The organism is Pseudomonas sp. JBR1 (assembly GCF_028198185.1).
Classification (GTDB): Bacteria; Pseudomonadota; Gammaproteobacteria; order Pseudomonadales; family Pseudomonadaceae; genus Chryseomonas; species Chryseomonas oryzihabitans_E.
Genome location: NZ_CP116340.1, coordinates 3,253,014 through 3,271,484, shown reverse-complemented (window position 1 = coordinate 3,271,484; position 18,471 = coordinate 3,253,014). Strand labels below are relative to the sequence as shown.

Below are 18,471 nucleotides of genomic sequence, written 5' to 3'. Positions count from 1 at the left end.
GTTTTCCACGCTACGGTGTTCACCGGGGACGCCATCCCCGTCAGCCGTTACCATGGCCTCTCTCTTCACCATCCCTGGCGATCCATGGCCAAGAAGTCCGGTAAAACCCTCACTGCCGCGGTCAATCCCGGCGCCCCCACGCTCATTGACGTGGCCCGGGTCGCCGGGGTGTCGCCGATCACCGTGTCCCGGGCGCTGAATCGCCCGGAGATCGTCAGCGAAGCGGCGCGCACCAAGGTGCTGGCGGCGGTGCAGGCCACCGGCTATGTGCCCAATCTGCTGGCCGGCGGCCTGGCTTCGAACCGCAGTCGCCTGGTGGCACTGTTCGTGCCGACCATCGTCCACTCCATCTTCGCCGAGACCGTGCAGGCACTGATGGCGCGCCTGTCCCAGGCCGGCTACCAGACCCTGCTGGGCCTGACTGGCTACAGTGCCGAGCAGGAAGAACAGCTGCTGGCCGCGGTGCTGGGGCGCAAGCCCGATGGCATCGTGCTCACCGGTACCCTGCATACCGTGGCCAGTCGCCAACGCCTGGCCACGGCTGGCATTCCGGTGGTGGAGTCCTGGGACCTGGGTGAAGCGCCGCTGGACATGCAGGTGGGCTTTTCCCACGAGGCGGTGGGCCGTGCCCAGGCCGAGCACCTGCAGGCGCGTGGCTATCGCCGCTTCGCCGTGGTGTCGGTGGACGATCCGCGCGCGCTGCGCCGCTGTCGCAGTCTGGTGGCGCGCCTGGCCGAGCTGGGGTTGCCAACACCGCCGGTGGAAATCCTGCCGGCCCCTGCCCTGGTGGAGTCCGGCCGGGCCGGATTACGGCAGCTGCTCGCCCGTGGAGAAACCTTCGACGTGGTGGTGTGCAGCTCCGATACCGTCGCCCAGGGCGTGATGGCGGAAGCCGCGAGTCGCGGTCTGCGCCTGCCCGAAGACCTGGCGGTGCTGGGTTTCGGCAATCTTTCCAGCGCGGCCCAGATGCATCCGGCGCTGTCGTCGGTGAGCGTCGAGGGTGACCGCATGGGTACCCTGGCGGCGGAGGCTCTGCTGCAGCGGTTCAGCGAGGGTGGCTGCCCTCGCGAGGCCGTGCGGATCGACACCGGTTTTCACATCATCGACCGCGCGACGACCTGACCGCCGGCATTCACGTCGTTAGACGTCATACTTGTATGGTTGCGCAATCATGGCTTAGTCTTGGCCTACCGTAAGGCCTGAGACACCTTGTCGTATCTTTCTATGATTGCGCAATCATTTCTCCGGCCGTGCCTTCAATAAAAACAATCACGCAAGAGGGATCCCCATGGATGCCACAAGACCGACCCGAGTGCGCTACCTGATCCTGTTGATGCTGTTCGTGGTGACCACCATCAACTACGCCGATCGCGCCACCATCGCCATCGCCGGCTCCAGCCTGCAGAAAGACCTTGGCATCAGTGCCGTGACCCTGGGCTACATCTTCTCCGCCTTCGGCTGGGCCTATGTGGCCGGGCAGATTCCCGGCGGCTGGCTGCTGGATCGCTTCGGTTCGAAGAAGGTCTATGCCGGCAGCATCTTCTTCTGGTCCTTCTTCACCCTGCTGCAGGGCCTGGTCGGCGGCCTACCGGTGGCCTGGGCGGTGACCACCCTGTTCCTGCTGAGATTCCTGGTCGGCCTGGCCGAGGCGCCGTCCTTCCCGGGCAATGCGCGCATCGTCGCCGCCTGGTTCCCCACCGCCGAACGCGGTACCGCCTCGGCGATTTTCAACTCGGCGCAGTACTTCGCCACCGCCCTGTTCGCGCCGATCATGGGCGGCATCGTCTTCCACTTCGGCTGGGAGCATGTCTTCGTCATCATGGGTGCCCTGGGCATCCTGTTCTCCCTGGCGTGGCTGAAATACATCCACAATCCCAAGGAGCATCCGCGCATCAATGCCGCGGAGCTGGCGCACATCCGTGACAACGGCGGGCTGGTGGACATGGACAACAGCGCGCGCCAGCGGGATGGCGGGCCCAAGTGGCACTACATCGCCCAACTGCTGACCAACCGCATGATGCTGGGCGTCTACCTGGGCCAGTACTGCATCAATGCCATCACCTATTTCTTCCTGACCTGGTTCCCGGTGTACCTGGTGCAGGAGCGCGGCATGACCATCCTCAAGGCCGGCTTCATCGCCTCGCTGCCGGCGATCTGCGGCTTCATCGGCGGGGTGCTGGGCGGGGTGATCTCCGACTACCTGCTGCGCCGCGGCCATTCCCTGACCTTCGCCCGCAAGCTGCCCATCGTCTGCGGCCTGCTGCTCTCCACCACCATGATCTTCTGCAACTACGTCGATGCGGACTGGATGGTGGTCGGCTTCATGACCCTGGCCTTCTTCGGCAAGGGTATCGGCGCCCTGGGCTGGGCAGTGGTCGCGGATACTTCGCCCAAGCAGATCGCCGGGCTGTCCGGCGGCCTGTTCAACACCTTCGGCAACCTGGCCTCCATCACCACGCCCATCGTCATCGGCTACATCATCGCCGCCACCGGCTCCTTCAAGTGGGCGCTGGTCTATGTCGGCGCCAATGCCCTGGTGGCCGTGTTCAGCTACCTGTTCATCGTCGGCCGTATCCAGCGCGTCGAGCTGCGTACCGCCGACGGCGAGATCCTGGGCACGACCCAGCCTGACCCGGCCCGGGCCTGATCCCGAGCGGAGGATAAGAAGATGCAACTGATCGATCACCGTGATTCGCCGCGCTATATCAAGCTCCATCCCCAGGACAATGTCGGGGTGGTGGTCAACGAACCGGGCGTGGCCGTCGGCACCGCCTTCGGCGATGGCCTGACCACCGTCGAAGCCATCCCCCAGAGCCACAAGGTCTCCCTGGTGGACCTGGTCGAGGGCGCCGAGGTGGTGCGCTACGGCGAGGTCATCGGCTATGCCCTGCAGGACATTCCGGCCGGCAGCTGGATCACCGAGGCGCTGCTGCGCATGCCGGAGCCGCCAGCGCTGGACAACCTGCCCAAGGCCACGGCGCCCGGCCAGGTCGGCGAACCCCTGGAGGGCTATACCTTCGAGGGCTTCCGTAATCCGGACGGCAGCGTCGGCACCCGCAACATCCTGGCGGTGACCACCACCGTGCAGTGCGTGGTGGGGGTGCTGGACCACTGTGTCGAGCGGGTACGCAAGGAGCTCCTGCCGCGCTATCCCAACGTCGACGACGTAGTGCCCCTGTCCCACAGCTATGGCTGCGGCGTGGCCATCAACGCACCCGATGCGGTGATCCCGATCCGCACCCTGCACAACATCAGCCGCAATCCCAACTTCGGTGGCCAGGCGCTGGTCATCGGCCTGGGCTGCGAGAAGCTGCAGGCCAGCCAGCTGATGCCCGGTGATGATCTCACCGCTGGGCAGAACGAAGAGGAGTGGCTGTTCCGTCTGCAGGATTCGGCCAATGGCTTCACCGGCATGGTCGAGCAGATCATGGGGCTGATCGAGGCGCGCCTGGAGGTGCTCGACCAACGTCGCCGCGAGACGGTGCCGGCGTCCGAGCTGGTGGTAGGCATGCAGTGCGGCGGCAGCGACGCCTTCTCCGGCATCACGGCCAACCCGGCCCTGGGCGTGGCGGCCGATCTGCTGGTGCGGGCCGGTGCCACCGTAATGTTTTCCGAGAATACCGAGGTACGCGACGGCATCCACCTGCTGACCCCGCGCGCCGCCACCCCCGAGGTGGCCGATGCCCTGATCCGCGAGATGGACTGGTACGACCGCTATCTGGAGCGGGGCATGGCCGATCGCAGTGCCAATACCACCCCTGGCAACAAGAAGGGCGGGCTGAACAACATTGTCGAAAAGGCCATGGGGTCGATCGCCAAGTCGGGCACCAGCCCCATCGCCGGGGTCATCGCTCCGGGCGAGAAGATCAGAGGCAAGGGCCTGTACTTCGCCGCCACCCCGGCCAGCGACTTCATCTGTGGCACCCTGCAATTGGCGGCCGGCATGAACCTGCACATCTTCACCACCGGTCGCGGCACCCCCTATGGCCTGTCCATGGTGCCGGTGATCAAGGTCTCGACCCGCACCCAGCTGGCCGAGCGCTGGCCGGACCTGATCGACATCGATGCCGGGCGGGTGGTGAGTGGACGGTTGTCGCTGGAGGAGATGGGCTGGGAGATCTTCCAGTGCTACCTGGACGTGGCCAGCGGTCGCCGCCAGACCTGGGCCGAGCGCCATCGCCTGCATAACGACCTGGCGCTGTTCAATCCGGCCCCGGTGACCTGATAGGAGCGGTAATAAAAAAGGCCGATCCCCTTGGGATCGGCCTTTTTTTATGCGGTGACTTCACGTCGGTTCGGTAGCGGCAACGTGATCGTCGCAGCGCCCCTAGTCGCCCAGGGTTCGACCGCTGACTGGCCGCAGGTGCTGCTGGCCGTCGTCTTCCGGATCGCGCATCAGCACGTAGCCGAGGATGATGCCGACGAAAAGGTTGCCGACGCCGATATCGAACAGGTCGGTGGTCCAGCCGATCAGGCAGAGGCAGAAGGCAATGGCCAGCAGGGTGTGGCTCAAGCGGTCAGGGTTGGTGTGCAGGCGGATGAATACCGGCAACTGCATGGCATAACCGAGGATGCCGACGACACCGAACACGCACCAGAGATAGACCACGCTGCTGTCACTGGTGACGAACAGATCGATCCCCGGAATCGGAAAGGCGGCCATGGAGCTGCCGAACAGGCCGAAGCCGGCGCCTTCCAGGGTCCAGCCATGGCGCGTCATCTCCGCCACCACATTGGGCCAGGTGTTGACCAGGCGATCATAGAAGGACGCCAGACCGCTGTCGCTCATCACCACCAGCGGATCGAAGTCGCGCACCAGGCTCAGCACCGGCAGCAGCATGCCGCCAAGCACGGCGAGCAGGATCAGGATGTAGGTCGGCCACTGGAAGCGGCGGGTCATCATCAGCGCCAGGGTGAAGGCGAAGGCCGCCGCCGGCGCCTTGCTGGTGGTGAGCAGGATGCCGAAGAAGCCGATCAGGGCGACGACCAGCCAGAGCGTCTTGGAGCGGGCGAATTGCGCCAGGAACAGACAATAGACCGCGATCAGCGCGGCCAGCACGTTGGATACCCGGGCGAAGCCGGCGATGCGGTCCTCTTCGCCGGCGACCCACTGGGTATTGCCCGCGATGTCGTTGCCGCCCAGGTTGTAGCTGTAGCCTTTCCAGGGAACCGAGGTGAACTTGTCCAGGGCGATACCGATCAGGCAGGCGATCAGCAGCACGAACATGGCCCGGCCCAGCAGCTTGCGCTGCTTGAGCAGTTCGCGGCCGCAGACCAGACCGAACAGCAGCGGGCTGTAGACGAACAGCGAGAACAGCACGTTGTTGAGGGTCCCGCCATGCAGCAGGGCGAGGGCGGCGTAGGCTAGGCCGGCGAACAGGCCCACCCAGATGACCCTGGGCAGCTTGACCGTCGCCACTTGCAGGGCGAACAGTGCCAGGCAGGCGATCTTGGGCAGATAGACCAGCGCCGAGGCGCCGACCATGTCCAGCGCATAGCGCAGAAAGCCGGAAAAGGTCTCGACGACCAGCAGGCTGATGGCAGTCCACACCATGAGGGTGGAATAGCGCCATTCGAGCACGCGCTGGAAGGGGGAGGGGGTGGCGGTTGCAACCGACATGATGATCATCCCTGTCTTGATGCCGATGGCGTAATGGGCCACCAGTCCTGACGTAAAAGCGAGGCCCGCCAGGGCACGCCACCTTGGCGTTACCGACGGACTGCAGAAGCAAAGGCGCAAAGGCGGGCACGCTACCGCCAGCGACCGTCGAGAACGGGCACGGCAGCAGCGCGAGACGTAAGCCGAAGGGATGATAGCGGAGGGCTTGCAGCGCCTGTCAAACGGCGCCGGGCCGACCGGAAATCCTCAACGCGGATATCAGAAGCAGGCCACAAAAAGCCCGCTATTTGACCATCCGCCAGGTCAGCGGATAGCGGTAGTCGCGGCCCTGATTGGCCTTGATGCCGGCGATCACCGTCAGCACGAAGGCCACGCAGGCCACCAGCAGCATCAGCGGAAAGCCGATCAGCACCCACACCAGCAGCCAGCAGATCATGTGCAGCAGGGTGACGGTGAGCTGGAAGTTCAGCGCCTCCTTGCCCTGGCGGTCGATGAAGGGGTCGTCCTCGCGCTTGAACTGCCAGACCACCAGCGGGCCTATGACGTTGCCGATGAAGGGCACGACGAAGCCCAGGAAGGCGGCGTAGTGACAGAGCATGGCCCAGCGCCGGGCTTCGGCGCTGGGGGCGGGGACGAGATCGTGCATGAGGGCTTCCTTACTCGCCGCGCAGGGCGGCTTGCTGGATCTCGAACAGGTCACGCAGGCCACCCTGGGCCAGCTCGAGCATGGCGTTGAGTTCGGCTGGTTGGAAGGGCGCGCCTTCGGCAGTGCCCTGGACTTCGATGAAGCCACCGGCATCGGTCATGATCACGTTGAGATCGGTCTCGGCGGCGGAGTCTTCCAGGTAGTCCAGGTCGAGTACCGGGGTGCCCTGGTAGATGCCCACGGAGATGGCGGCCACCATCTGCTTGAGCGGATTGCCCTTGAGATTGCCGCGGCGCTTGAGCGCGCCCAGGGCATCGACCAGGGCGACGCAGGCACCGGTCACCGAGGCGGTACGGGTACCGCCATCGGCCTGGATCACGTCGCAGTCGATGTAGATGGTGTTCTCGCCCAGCTTGGACAGGTCCACGGCGGCGCGCAGCGAACGGCCGATCAGACGCTGGATTTCCAGGGTGCGACCACCCTGCTTGCCCTTGGCGGCTTCACGCTGGTTCCGCTCGCCGGTGGCGCGGGGCAGCATGCCGTATTCGGCGGTGAGCCAGCCCTGGCCCTTGCCCTTGAGAAAGCGCGGCACCCCGGCTTCGACGCTGGCGGTGCAGATCACCTTGGTGTCGCCGAATTCCACCAGGACCGAACCCTCGGCGTGCTTGGTGTATTGACGGGTGATGCGGATGGGGCGCAGCTGATCGGCGGCGCGGCCACTGGGACGCTTCATTGCGGGCTTCCTGTAAGGCATGGGTATCAGGTCCATAGTATAGGGAGCGTCCGGCTCATGCGACACGGATGCGTTGGGTCGCTCCGATCAGGTGCGCTAGAATCGTGCGTTTTACGTGCGTGGAAGGTCCGGATCGTTCCGGATCCCGCGCATCGCCAGACGAGGATCCTGCCATGGTGCACAGCATGACGGCGTTCGCCCGGGTCGAGCAGCCGGGGCCCCAGGGCACCCTGAGCTGGGAGCTGCGCTCGGTCAATCACCGTTACCTGGAGCCGCACCTGCGGCTGCCCGAGACCTTTCGCGACCTCGAATCCGGGGTGCGCGAGGCGCTGCGGCGCCGTCTGTCGCGGGGCAAGGTGGAATGCGTGCTGCGCGAGGCGCGCGACGAGAGCGCGGCCCTGCGTGTCGATGCTCGCCGGGCGGCGCAGCTGGTGGCGGCCGCCGAGGACGTCGCGGCGCTGATCGCCCGCCCCGCCAAGCTCGATCCCCTGGCCGTACTGGCCTGGCCGGGCGTGCTGGCGGGTGCCGAGGTGGATGGCGCCGAGCTCAAGGCCCAGACCCTGGCGCTGTTCGAGACGGCGCTGGATGAATTGCTCGAAGGTCGGCTCCGCGAGGGCCATGAACTGGGCCGGCTGATCGAAGAGCGGCTGGTTCAGCTGCTGGCGGAGGTGGCGACGCTCAGGGCACTGCTGCCCGAACTGCTGGCCCTGCAGCGGCGGCGTATCCTCGAGCGCTGCGCCGAGGCAGGCGTCGAGTTCGAGCCGGCGCGACTGGAGCAGGAACTGGTGCTGCTGGCGCAAAAGAGTGACGTGGCCGAGGAGCTGGACCGCCTGGAGACCCATGTGGCCGAGGTGCGACGGGTCCTGGCCGGCAGTGGCGCGGCCGGGCGGCGCCTGGACTTCCTCATGCAGGAACTCAATCGCGAGGCCAACACCCTGGGCTCGAAGGCCATCGACGCCCGTGCCTCCCAGGCGGCCATCAATCTCAAGGTGCTCATCGAACAGATGCGTGAGCAAGTGCAGAACATTGAATAGGCGGACCTCCATGACAGCCCTTCCCGGCACCCTCTACATCGTTTCCGCGCCCTCCGGTGCTGGCAAGACCAGCCTGGTCAAGGCCCTGCTGGACGCCCTGCCCGACATTCGCTTGTCGGTCTCCCACACCACCCGCGCCATGCGCCCGGGTGAGGCGGACGGCGTGAACTATCACTTCGTTGACTGCGCGACCTTTACCAACCTGCTCGAACACGGCGATTTCCTCGAACACGCCGAGGTGTTCGGCAACTATTACGGCACTTCCCAGGCCGCGCTGGAGCGCGACCTCGCCGAAGGCCACGACCTGATCCTGGAAATCGATTGGCAGGGCGCCGAGCAGGTACGTCGCAAGCTGCCCCACGCCCAGTCGATCTTTATCCTGCCGCCCAGCCAGGCCGCCTTGCGCCAGCGCCTGGACAATCGTGGCCAGGACAGCGCCGAGGTCATCGAGCGCCGTATGCGCGAGGCGGTGAGCGAGATGAGTCACTATGTCGAGTACGACTACCTGATCATCAACGACGACTTCGCCAGCGCCCTGGAGGATCTCAAGTCGATCTTCCGCACCCGCCAGCTGCGCCTGGATCGCCAACAGCGCCGCCACGACGACCTGCTGGTGGATCTGCTGGGCTGATGCCCGTCCCTCGACCCGCGCCATCAACGCGGGTCGCCTTGTTTCCCGTTACCCCGCCTGTGTCTGCAGTACCCTTTGCAAAGGGTCTAGAAATATTTTGTTACATCTGTGTCCGGCGATTTGGACCCTGATCGGTGCATGTCGATTTTTTGGCATCCAATTGATTCATCTTATTTTATATGCAGGTTTTCCGTCGTTAGTGGATTAACTTCGCTGCCTATAAAGTATCTCCCAGGGTTTTATATGGCTTTATAAAGCGCTGTTGCGTGAAGGTAGTTAGTCCGGCGTAACTATGGCGATTAACCCGTCATAATCTTTTCTATTTGTTTTAAAAAAGTGCAGCTAGCCTTGTTAGTGGCACTGCATCGAAACTGCTTTCATGAATGAAGGCATTTCGATATTGCCAGCATCTGGTCGAATGACATGCGATGTTTTGAAGCGTGAACAGGGTTCGCGGGGGCAGCCTTGTGATAAGGGACTCACCTGTCCGTCATTTCTGTAAAGGCTTCTAAGTCGAGTGTTTGGAGGATCTATTCGGTATCCATGCCAAAGAAGTGCTGTTCTCACGCTAATGCAATAAAGGGAGATTTCGACATGAAGTTGAAAGTTATGGCAGCTCTACTGTTGTCCGCCGCACTGGGGTCCACGGTTCAGGCCGCGGAGTCTGGGAATAGCGATCCTTACTTGCGATTGAAGGTGTTGGGTAATGAAGGCTTCGTGCTGAAAAGATTGAGGGTGGCAGATACCAAGATCGTCTCAGGTGGTGAATATGACTGCCTGGTAGTTGGCCCTAACGTGGTTGTCGATGACAACATCAAGAAGGAGATCAACAACGCCCTCGATCAAGGTAAGCGGGTACTTTTTGACAACCAGCCTGGACAGCAGGTCGCCACCGAGAACGCGGCCAAGGCACTCGGCATGAGCGTTGAGGCGGACGCCCTGATGGTGCACAAGCCCAAGGATGCGACGGGGCTGCTGATGACCCCCGTCGATCGTCCGCGGCAGTCCGATGCGCTGTCCGAAAGCAAAGTCGCCAGCAACAAGAAGCAGGAAACGGAAAACACCATCGAAAATGTCTTTGGTATCTAAGGAGTGGAAGCCATGAACACCTTCGTGAAATCGACTCTGGGCGGTGCGCTCGGCTTCGTGCTTTCGACCGGGCTGGTCCAGGCTGGCGAATGCTTCACCGATCACACGGAACCGGCGATGCTAGGCGATGGCTCTCGCGCCTTCGCTACCCAGCAGGCACGCAACAAGTGGGAAGACTGGATCTGGCGCGGACCGCTCTTCGTGTGTTCGAGCAGAGGCACCGTCGACTGTACCTACGCCTGGGGCGAGACCAAGACATCCAGTTATGGCTGGTCGGTAGGGGTCAAGATCAACCCGGACAAGCTGCCCTTCGTCGGCAAATACCTCACCATTCTCGGTGTCGATGGCAGCTACAAACAGGATCGCTCGATGAGCACCTCCTTTACCTGGAGTGTCAGGGTGCAACCGGGTTATCGCGTGCAGCCGATTCAGGTGATCGAGCGCCGTTGGAAGAGTGGCCAATTCCGCGGTGCCTGGGTACAGAATGGCAGCTGTTCGGTAGGCGTAGGCCAACCGGCAGGCCGTCACTGGTACGAGTGGGATTCCAAGCGGGTGATCGGCAATTGGAGCGGCAACCTGGAGGTCAGCCGTTACGCCACCTACCACGTCTACCGCTAGGCGGAGGCTGGGTACCGACCGGGTCGTTGCGACCCGGTCAGTTTGCGATCAGAGCTTGATCCAGGTCGCCTTGAGCTCGGTGTACTTGTCGAAGGCGTGCAGGGACTTGTCGCGGCCATTGCCGGACTGCTTGAAGCCGCCGAAGGGCGCGGTCATGTCGCCGCCGTCGTACTGGTTGACCCAGACACTGCCGGCGCGCAGGGCGCGGGCGGTCTTGTGCGCCTTGGAGATGTCGCGGGTCCAGACCGCGGCGGCCAGGCCGTATTGGGTGTCGTTGGCGATCTGCACGGCTTCCTCGGCGGTATCGAAGGTGATCACCGAGAGTACCGGGCCGAAGATCTCTTCACGGGCGATCTTCATGGCGTTGCTCACGCCGTCGAAGATGGTCGGCTCGACATAGACGCCGCCGGTCTCTTCCAGGGTGCGCTTGCCACCGGCCACCAGGGTGGCGCCTTCGGCATGGCCGGCTTCGATGTAGCGCAGCACGGTTTCCAGCTGGGTGGTGTCCACCAGGGCGCCGACGTTGGTGTCCGGATCCAGGGCGTGGCCGGGCTTCCAGCCCTTGAGGGCCTCGATCACCAGCGGCAGGAATTCTTCCTTGATGGAGCGCTCCACCAGCAGGCGCGAGCCAGCGGTGCAGACCTCACCCTGGTTGAAGGCGATGCCGCTGGCGGCGGCCGCGGCGGCGTCCTTGAGGTCGGGGGCATCGGCGAAGACGATGTTGGGGCTCTTGCCACCGGCCTCCAGCCAGACCCGCTTCATGTTGGATTCGCCGGAATAGGCCAGCAGTTGCTTGGCGACCCGGGTGGAGCCGGTGAAGACGATGGTGTCGACGTCCGGATGCAGGCCCAGGGCCTTGCCGACCTGGTGGCCGTAGCCCGGCAACACGTTGAACACCCCGGCCGGGATGCCGGCCTGCTGCGCCAGCTGGGCGACGCGGATGGCGGTCAGCGGCGATTTCTCCGAGGGCTTGAGCACCACCGAGTTGCCGGTGGCCAGCGCCGGGCCGAGTTTCCAGCAGGCCATCATCAGCGGGAAGTTCCAGGGCACCACGGCGGCGACCACGCCCACGGCTTCGCGGGTGACCAGACCGAGCTGATCGTGGGGGGTGGGAGCGACCTCGTCGTAGAGCTTGTCGATGGCCTCGGCGCTCCAACGAATGGCGTTGGCCGAGGCGGGCACATCGATCTTCAGGGAGTCGGCGATGGGCTTGCCCATGTCCAGGGTTTCCAGCAGCGCCAGCTCTTCGGCATTGGCCAGCAGCAGATCGGCGAAGCGGATCAGCACACGCTTGCGCTGGGCGGGTGCCAGGTGCGCCCAGGTGCCTTTCTGGAAGGCGGCGCGGGCGGCGGCCACGGCCAGGTCGGCGTCGGCGGCGTCACAGCTGGCGACCTTGGCGAGGAAGCGCCCATCCACCGGGCTCAGGCAATCGAAGGTGGCGCCGGAGGCGGCGTCGACATAGGCGCCGTCGATGAAGGCGCGACCTTCCAGGGTGAGACCTTGGAAGCGCTGCTCCCACTCGGCGCGGCTGGGCAAGCTCATGGGTGACTCCTCGCTAATGGCGGTGAGCAGCCACCCTAAACCGGCCCGGAAGGGTTATCAATATATTTGACAGTTGGCCGGCTGGAGCGTCGAAACGTGCGTTTTATCGAACGCTGCGCTGCCGCTGACGACTCAAGGTCAAGGCTGGGCGGGCGGTCGCCAGGGCGACACGGCGCTGCCGCGGCTGGAAGCACTGGCGAGTGAGCGGCGATTCGACGGTCGCGTCCAGGTCATCGAGCCAGCCATCGACGGCATCTTCCAAGGCTGCGACGGTGAGCTGCCCCAGCACCTGGTGGGCGATGAGATTGCCCAGGCTGGGGGCGGCCGGCGCGCGGGCAGCGCCCCACCAGGCGGCGAAACGCTCCTGGATGCCTTCGAGCAGGCGGTGGACGCGGTAGGCCGCGGCCAGCAGCGCCAGGCTGGCCGAGGGCGCCTGGGCCAGGGCGGCCGGGGCGAAACCGGCCAGGGCACGTTCGAGGACCCCGGCCAGCGGTGCTTCGAAGGCTACTGCCCGCGCCTGCAGCAGCAGGGCTTCGAGGGCGTCGGGCACCTTGTCGACATAGGCACTGGCGAAGCGCTCCAGGGCCGCGCCGCGGGTGGCATCGGCGCTGGCCGTGCGCGCCGCCTGGTCGGCGAAGGTGCGGCTGGCCTCGCCACTGTCCCGAGCACGCACCTGGGTGGTCTGGATCACGAGGCGCAAGGCGGCGGTATTCATGGCAGGGTCCTGCAGGGGTGAGCTGTGTTGGACGCCTCCAGGGTTAGCGGGTCACACCGTTCGTCCGGTGCCAGCGGCCATCAATGCCGCAGCATGAAGGTGTCGTATTCCAGGTCGTCCAGTACCCGATCCAGCCGGTGCAGGCCGAGCAGCACGCAGCAGGCCAGGGAGACGGTGAAACCGTAGCCGAAGAAGCTCGGGCCCAGTTCGATGCTGAGCAGGGTCAGCGCCAGGTTGAGACCCAGGAAGAGGGTGCAGAGCATCAGCACGGTGTCGCGCCGGTCCAGGTAGAAGAAGACGTTGAGCAGCGCCATGAACACCACCTGGATGCTCACGCCCACCACGTCGATGTAGAACAACGGCAGGTAGTAGTGCGACATGCCGAGCCAGGCCAGCAGCTGCGGCGCCAGCAGGAACACCAGCACCAGGGTCAGGCCCTGGACCTTGCAGATCTCCAGCAGGCCCTGGCGGATGGCCAGGATCATTTGCTCCTTGAGCTGGCTGATGTGCTGCAGGGTCTCGCCGCCGCGCACCGCGTTGAATACCCGCTCGTACCATTCGGCGAAATCGGTCTCGATGCGTACCAGGAACACCGCCATGCCGGGGATGATGGCGAGGTAGGCGAGAAAGATCGGCAGGTCGTAGAGGATGGAGGCGCGCAGGGGGCCGATGACGGCATCGGAGGTCAGCGGATTGAACCAGAAGATGAATTTGTCGACCCAGATGCCCAGGTTGTAGAACAGCCCGGTCGCCAGGAGGCTGAGGAAGATCTGCTTGCGGTCGAGGAAGTCGAAGGCCACCAGGCGATCAGCCGGGTACTCGCGGATGATGTCGTAGAGAAACATGAACAGCAGGGCGGCGTGGCCCAGCAGCAGCGCCATCAAGAGGCCGTCCATGCCCAGGAAGCGCAGCACGAAGGCGGCGGCGATCATGATGGCGTAACCCAGGGTCATCACCACCAGGATGCGGTTGTAGGCCTTCATCCCGGACAGGAAGATGATCACCAGCCAGAGGTCGCAGAGGGTAACGAAGTTGGCCAGCACCAGCAGCCGGTAGGCGAAGGGCTGGTCGAACAGGGTGGCCAGCAGCACGAAGCCCAGGCCGCCAGCGACCAGGGTCACCAGCAGCAGGATGCCCACCAGGTTGGGCAGGATGCTGGTCTGCTTCTCCTCGAACAGCCGGTCCGAGACGAAGCGGGTGAAATACAGCTGCAGGCCGCCCGTCAGGATCAGCGAGCTGGCCATGAGGTAGGTCACGGTGACCAGGAACTGGCGGATCAGCACGCTGGGGGTGACGATGCCGGTGGCCAGCACGCCGATCAGCATGACGCTGATGATCGACAGCACCCAGGGGCCGGAACTGATCAGGCCGGCATACACATAGGCGCGCAGGGTGGCGGTGTAGGAGTCGCGCGCGAGGATCTTGCGCAGTTCGAAGCCGATGCCGGCCATGTCAGAGGCTCCTCCCGATGGCGTCCTGGTAGAGCTCGCGATAGCGTTCCAGCATCAGCGGCTCGGTGTAGTAGCGATTGACCCGGGCCAGGCCCGTGCGCTGGGCAGCCTGCCAGCGACCGGGGTTACGCAGCAGGGCGAGGATGGCACGGGCGGTGGCCTGGGGATCGGCGATGGCGACCACGCTGCCACCGGTGCCCAGGGCCCGGTCCTCGGGAATCGAGCCTTCGATCAGCTCACGGCAGGAACCCACGTCGCTGCTCACCACCGGCACGCCAGCCGCCCAGCCTTCGAGGATCACCAGTGGCTGGGCCTCGCTGATGGAGGTCAGCACCATGAGGCCGAGCTTGGGCAGGATGTCGCCGATCTTCTGGAAGCCGAGGAATTTCACCTTGCCCTCCAGGCCCAGGCTGGTGACCAGGCTGTGGCATTCGGCGGCGTATTCCTCGTCTTCGTCTTCCGGGCCGACCACCCAGGCCTCGGCCTCGGGCATGGCACTGATCACCCCGCGCATGGCGCGGATGAAGGTCTTGACGTCCTTGATAGGCACCACCCGGCCCAGCAGCCCGACCACCGGCGGTACGCCCTCGGGGCGCCGCTCCAGGGCGTCCTGCCATTGGGTGAGGCTGATGCCATTGGGGATCACCCGGCAGCGCGTGGGATCGGCGCCGTCCTGGATCTGCCGGCGGCGGTTGCCGTCGTAGAGCGAGATGATCGGATCGGCCGCCTTGTAGGTGAGCAGGCCGATACGCTCGAAGAAACGGATCCACAGTCGGCGGATGTAGCTGACATCCACGTCCAGCCCGGTGCGCAGGGCTTCGTCCGGCCCTTCGGCGATCCACTTGGCCTGGGCCAGGTCGATCTTGCGCTCCTTGGTGTAGATGCCGTGTTCGCTGAGCAGGAAGTTGCAGCCCCAGCGGCGTTGCAGGATGGCGCCGAGCATGCCGGCATAGCCGGTGGAAATGGAGTGGATCATCCGTGGCCGGGGCAGGCGGCGCGCGGCTTCGGCCAGCATCAGCAGGGGCGCCTGCATGGCGCGCAGGGTCCAGAGGTAGTCGACGAAGGAGGGGTCGGTGCAATAGCGTTCGTAGCCCTCGGTGATGGCTTCCCAGCTGGCGCGGCTGTACATGAAGTCGTCCAGGGTCACGCTGCCCTGGGCGAAGGCGTCCACCAGGGCATCGCCCTGGGCGGCGCTGGGCTCGTCGGGGTGGTGCAGGAAGGCGTGCAGATCGCGCAGCAGTTGCACCGGCGCCTGGCGCCGCGGGCTGATGGGCGCGCCCTTGGGCACCCAGGAGCCGGCCAGGAAGTGCTCCTCGATATGCACCACGTTGGGCGGAATGGCGTAGTGGCGCTTCTCGTAGTTCTCGCGCTGGCCGCCGATGAAGAACACCGAGAAGGTCAGCTCCGGCAGGCCAAGGATCAACTGGTTGACCCAGCTCGACACCCCGCCGCGGACATAGGGCCAGGTGCCCTCCAGCAGCAGGCAGACATCGGGCGTGACGGTCGCGGCGGGGGCGTCTTTCATAACCAGTACTTCACCAGCGCGGCGAACGGCGGCCGCTTCTTCAGATCTGCCGGCAGGCTGTCGAGCAGCGCCGGGATGACCGCGTAATCGCGGCGCAAAAAGGCGATTTCGGCGCGGAAGGGCGCTAGCTGGGCGGTCGGTACCCCAGCCGCCTCGGCCGCCTGGAAGAATTCCAGGGCGCGCTCGGGCTCGCCCTGCTCCAGGGCGATGCGGCCGGCCAGGATGCGCAGTTCTTCGTTTTCTTCACCGGCCAGGGCCAGCTCGATGTGCTCGCGCGCCTGACCCAGCACGTGGCGCAGGACGCTGCCCTGGGCCAGGCCCAGATAGGCCAGCTCCCAGTAGCCACGGGCAAGGGTGCCGTGCAGCGCCGGCTGGCGCTCGGCGGGGGTCGTGGCCAGTTCGCCGAGTTGGGTCTCGATGCGCTGGTTGATCTGGCTTTCCTGCTGGTCGAGCATCGAATAGGCGAGCAGCCGCACGTCGTCGGCTGGATCGCGCAGGGCCAGCTTGAGAATGGGGATGGCATCGCGTCCGGGCATGCGGCGGGTGGCGAAGAGGGCGGTGAGGCGTTTGTCGGTACTGGGCGCATGACGCAGGACGTCCTGCAGACCGCCGTCGCTGAACAGCATCTCCTCGCGTCGCTCCAGCGGGCGGAACGGCAGATTGGGCACGCTGCGCGCCTCCCAGGCGATCTCGCGATGCTTGCGCGGCAGATAGAGCGCCGGGAAGACCGCGGCGATCACCCCGGCCGCGCCCAGCAGCGGAATGAAGAAGGCCAGGGCGAAGAGAAACAGCGGACTCCAGGGCAGCGGTCGCTGGTAGCGCTTGGGCAGCAGCAGCCAGGCGCCGCCTGCCAGCAGGGCGCTGCCGGCGGCATGGGCGGTGGCGAAGGCCAGGGCGGCCGCCGCCACCGGCAGGTTGGCGAACAGCAGCGCCCAGCTGCTGGCCTCGAAGGCGAAGGCGCCGCTAAACAGCCACTTGCTGTTCATGCAGACCACACTCGTTGAACAGGAAGACGCGCAACTCCTGGGCGCGGGTCTTGGGCAGCAGCTCGTGTTCATGGCTGCGCACGCCCAGGCTTTCCAGGGTGCTGTCCTGACCATGGCGCTCGGCCAGCAGCTGGCGCAGGCGGCGGCGATAGCCTTCCAGGCCATCGGAGGAGGTCAGCGGCAGGAGCACCAGCAGGCAGGGGTGGCCAGCCTGGTTGGTCAGGCGCAGCTGCAGGTCGAGGCCGCGGCGGCTGCCTTCCAGCAGCGCCAGGGCACGCTCGCCACCGTCGGCCTCGGTCATCTCGAAGCAGAACAGGCAGGCGGGCAGGGCGTGCTGCTGGGCATCGCGCAGCGAGCGCTTGAGGTGCTGGGAGAACTGCTGGGCGTCATCGTCGGCCAGGGCCAGCGCCTGGGGATCGCTGCCCAGCAGGTCGGCGATGTGACCGGCGAGGATGGTCAGCAGATTGAGGGTGCGCTCGTTGAAGGAAAAGAACGGCATCTGCTCGATGGCCAGCACCGCCAGCAGCCGCTCCTCGGTATCCAGCAGCGGCACGCAGGCCTGCAGCGCCGAATGCTGGGTCTCGCCGCGTTCCAGCAGCGCCTGGCGGATGCTCAGGGTCTCGCCGCGCTCCAGGGTCAGGCGCACCAGCAGGTCGTCGGGATCGATGCCGGGCATCTCGCCCTGGCTGGCGAGGGCGCGGCGATCCACTCGGCCGTTGCCGTCGACCCGATAGAGCCCGGCTACCCGCAACGAACCGTACTGGGCCAGCAGGCCGACGATGGGCTCGGCCAGGGCCTGCAGCGCATCCTGCTCGCGCGGCACCTCGCGCAGCTGGCGACGCAGGTCCAGCAGGGAGCTGCGCAGGCTGAGGTCGTTGCCGGCGACGCGTTGCTCCAGGCGATCATGGGAGATGCGTAAGAGGTGGTGGGCGCGGGTGAATTCGTCCAGGCGCAGCTGGCGATAGTCGTTGGCCAGGTCCAGGCGCTCCAGGCGGCGGTCCCAGAGATCGCGGAATTCGCCTACCAGCATGGCACTGAGCAGCACGCCGACGATAAAGGACGGTGGAATCTCTTCGTAGGCCGGATAGCCCTGGCGGTGCAGGTAGAGCAGCGCCACCACCAGGAGGCTGGCACTCACCAGGCCGCGCATGAAGCCATAGCGCACCCCCATGAGGATGGGCGCGAACACCACCCAGGGAAAGGCCAGGCCGACCATCAAGGGGTCTTCCGGCACCAGCCAGAAGCCCAGGCCCAGGGCGGCCGCCGTGACCAGCAGGGTTTCCAGCCAGGACAGGCGGCCACTGGCGCGAGGCGCCAGGGTGTAGTCCTTGTGGACGGATTGCAGGGCCATCAGCGCAACTGCAGCTCTTGCGCGGTGCCGCGCAGGACCTTCTGCGCGGTGGCCGCCAGGCTCTCGCGCGACCAGCCGGAGCGCGCGCCGCTGTTGCTCCAGACCACCCGGCCGCTGGCCGGCTCGACCACCTGGAGGGTCACGCCCACTGCCGGTTCGCCGTCCAGGCCGTTCTTGTACTGCCACTCGTCCACGCTGCCAGTGAGCACGTATTGCAGATTCTGCTGGCGAGCCCAGTCCAGGGCTGCGCGCTGGCGCGCCTTCTCGTCATCGGTGGGATTGCCACCCTGACTGTCGTCGTAGACCTGCGGGCGGATGCCACGCTCGCCGAGCACGCTGACCAGGATCTGTGCCGCGCGATCGCCGGCCATGGGCGCCTGGGCGTAGTTGGCCAGCGGCACCAGGCCCCAGCGCGCATCCTTGGGCAGGGCCTCGCCACTGGGGCGGGTAAAGCTCGAGCAGCCGGCCAGTAGCACGGTGGCGACACTGGCGGCGAGCAGACGCGTGATGTTCATGAGGTCTCTCCCTTG

General features: G+C 65.5%; 17 protein-coding genes. 7 read left to right on the top strand and 10 right to left on the bottom strand.

Translation table 11 applies throughout. From position 1 onward, the window contains the following. Nucleotides 1-84 precede the first annotated feature (84 nt). The 3 genes from PJ259_RS15120 to garD all read left to right on the top strand — a co-directional run bounded on the left by PJ259_RS15120 (nucleotide 85) and on the right by garD (nucleotide 4,225). Nucleotides 85-1,122, top strand: a complete 1,038-nt coding sequence (locus PJ259_RS15120; protein ID WP_059316620.1) for a LacI family DNA-binding transcriptional regulator — start codon at nucleotides 85-87, stop codon at nucleotides 1,120-1,122. Between the two features lie 166 nt (nucleotides 1,123-1,288). Beyond that, a complete protein-coding gene (locus PJ259_RS15115; protein WP_059316619.1) occupies nucleotides 1,289-2,647 on the top strand; it encodes an MFS transporter in 1,359 nt (452 codons plus the stop codon). Nucleotides 2,648-2,668: 21 nt separating this feature from the next. Then, complete coding sequence (gene garD, locus PJ259_RS15110; RefSeq protein ID WP_271653357.1) at nucleotides 2,669-4,225, top strand: galactarate dehydratase; 1,557 nt, start codon at nucleotides 2,669-2,671, stop codon at nucleotides 4,223-4,225. 102 nt (nucleotides 4,226-4,327) lie between these two features. Here garD and PJ259_RS15105 read toward each other — a convergent pair whose 3' ends face one another. The 3 genes from PJ259_RS15105 to rph form a co-directional block, all read right to left on the bottom strand. After that, entirely contained in the window at nucleotides 4,328-5,620 is a 1,293-nt protein-coding gene (locus PJ259_RS15105) for a hypothetical protein (protein ID WP_333909674.1), read from the bottom strand. A 283-nt stretch (nucleotides 5,621-5,903) separates the two neighbouring features. Continuing rightward, entirely contained in the window at nucleotides 5,904-6,266 is a 363-nt protein-coding gene (locus PJ259_RS15100) for a DUF4870 domain-containing protein (protein WP_007161419.1), read from the bottom strand. Nucleotides 6,267-6,276: 10 nt separating this feature from the next. After that, the gene (gene rph / locus PJ259_RS15095) at nucleotides 6,277-6,999 is read right to left on the bottom strand and encodes a ribonuclease PH (RefSeq protein ID WP_058791176.1); all 723 of its coding nucleotides are present in this window, start codon (nucleotides 6,997-6,999) and stop codon (nucleotides 6,277-6,279) included. Between the two features lie 173 nt (nucleotides 7,000-7,172). Here rph and PJ259_RS15090 point away from each other — a divergent pair, with 173 nt between their 5' ends. The 4 genes from PJ259_RS15090 to PJ259_RS15075 all read left to right on the top strand — a co-directional run bounded on the left by PJ259_RS15090 (nucleotide 7,173) and on the right by PJ259_RS15075 (nucleotide 10,371). Then, a complete protein-coding gene (locus PJ259_RS15090; protein WP_059316617.1) occupies nucleotides 7,173-8,033 on the top strand; it encodes a YicC/YloC family endoribonuclease in 861 nt (286 codons plus the stop codon). A gap of 10 nt (nucleotides 8,034-8,043) precedes the next feature. Continuing rightward, nucleotides 8,044-8,664: a guanylate kinase gene (gene gmk / locus PJ259_RS15085; RefSeq protein ID WP_271653356.1), complete on the top strand. Its 621-nt coding sequence runs from the start codon at nucleotides 8,044-8,046 to the stop codon at nucleotides 8,662-8,664. A 594-nt stretch (nucleotides 8,665-9,258) separates the two neighbouring features. After that, on the top strand, nucleotides 9,259-9,753 hold the full coding sequence (locus PJ259_RS15080) for a hypothetical protein (protein WP_271653355.1): 495 nt from the start codon (nucleotides 9,259-9,261) through the stop codon (nucleotides 9,751-9,753). A gap of 12 nt (nucleotides 9,754-9,765) precedes the next feature. After that, a complete protein-coding gene (locus tag PJ259_RS15075) occupies nucleotides 9,766-10,371 on the top strand; it encodes a hypothetical protein (protein ID WP_271653354.1) in 606 nt (201 codons plus the stop codon). Between the two features lie 48 nt (nucleotides 10,372-10,419). On the opposite strand, the gene PJ259_RS15070 is transcribed toward PJ259_RS15075, so the two are convergent. From PJ259_RS15070 to PJ259_RS15040, 7 genes are all read right to left on the bottom strand, one after another. Next, on the bottom strand, nucleotides 10,420-11,913 hold the full coding sequence (locus PJ259_RS15070) for an aldehyde dehydrogenase (RefSeq protein WP_271653353.1): 1,494 nt from the start codon (nucleotides 11,911-11,913) through the stop codon (nucleotides 10,420-10,422). Between the two features lie 103 nt (nucleotides 11,914-12,016). Continuing rightward, nucleotides 12,017-12,628 (bottom strand): hypothetical protein, encoded by a 612-nt coding sequence (locus PJ259_RS15065; RefSeq protein WP_059316612.1) that lies wholly within the window; start codon nucleotides 12,626-12,628, stop codon nucleotides 12,017-12,019. Between the two features lie 80 nt (nucleotides 12,629-12,708). Beyond that, nucleotides 12,709-14,079 carry an exopolysaccharide Pel transporter PelG gene (gene pelG, locus PJ259_RS15060; protein WP_271653352.1) on the bottom strand — a complete coding sequence of 457 codons (1,371 nt, stop codon included), beginning with the start codon at nucleotides 14,077-14,079 and terminating at the stop codon, nucleotides 12,709-12,711. A 1-nt stretch (nucleotide 14,080) separates the two neighbouring features. Beyond that, nucleotides 14,081-15,604 carry a GT4 family glycosyltransferase PelF gene (pelF, locus tag PJ259_RS15055; protein WP_271653351.1) on the bottom strand — a complete coding sequence of 508 codons (1,524 nt, stop codon included), beginning with the start codon at nucleotides 15,602-15,604 and terminating at the stop codon, nucleotides 14,081-14,083. Further along, the gene (locus tag PJ259_RS15050; protein WP_271653350.1) at nucleotides 15,601-16,590 is read right to left on the bottom strand and encodes a tetratricopeptide repeat protein; all 990 of its coding nucleotides are present in this window, start codon (nucleotides 16,588-16,590) and stop codon (nucleotides 15,601-15,603) included. Before PJ259_RS15050 ends, pelF begins: the two co-directional genes overlap by 4 nt. Continuing rightward, nucleotides 16,568-17,941 carry a PelD GGDEF domain-containing protein gene (locus PJ259_RS15045; protein WP_271653349.1) on the bottom strand — a complete coding sequence of 458 codons (1,374 nt, stop codon included), beginning with the start codon at nucleotides 17,939-17,941 and terminating at the stop codon, nucleotides 16,568-16,570. Before PJ259_RS15045 ends, PJ259_RS15050 begins: the two co-directional genes overlap by 23 nt. After that, the gene (locus PJ259_RS15040; protein WP_059316607.1) at nucleotides 17,941-18,456 is read right to left on the bottom strand and encodes a hypothetical protein; all 516 of its coding nucleotides are present in this window, start codon (nucleotides 18,454-18,456) and stop codon (nucleotides 17,941-17,943) included. Before PJ259_RS15040 ends, PJ259_RS15045 begins: the two co-directional genes overlap by 1 nt. Between the last annotated feature and the right edge of the window lie 15 nt (nucleotides 18,457-18,471).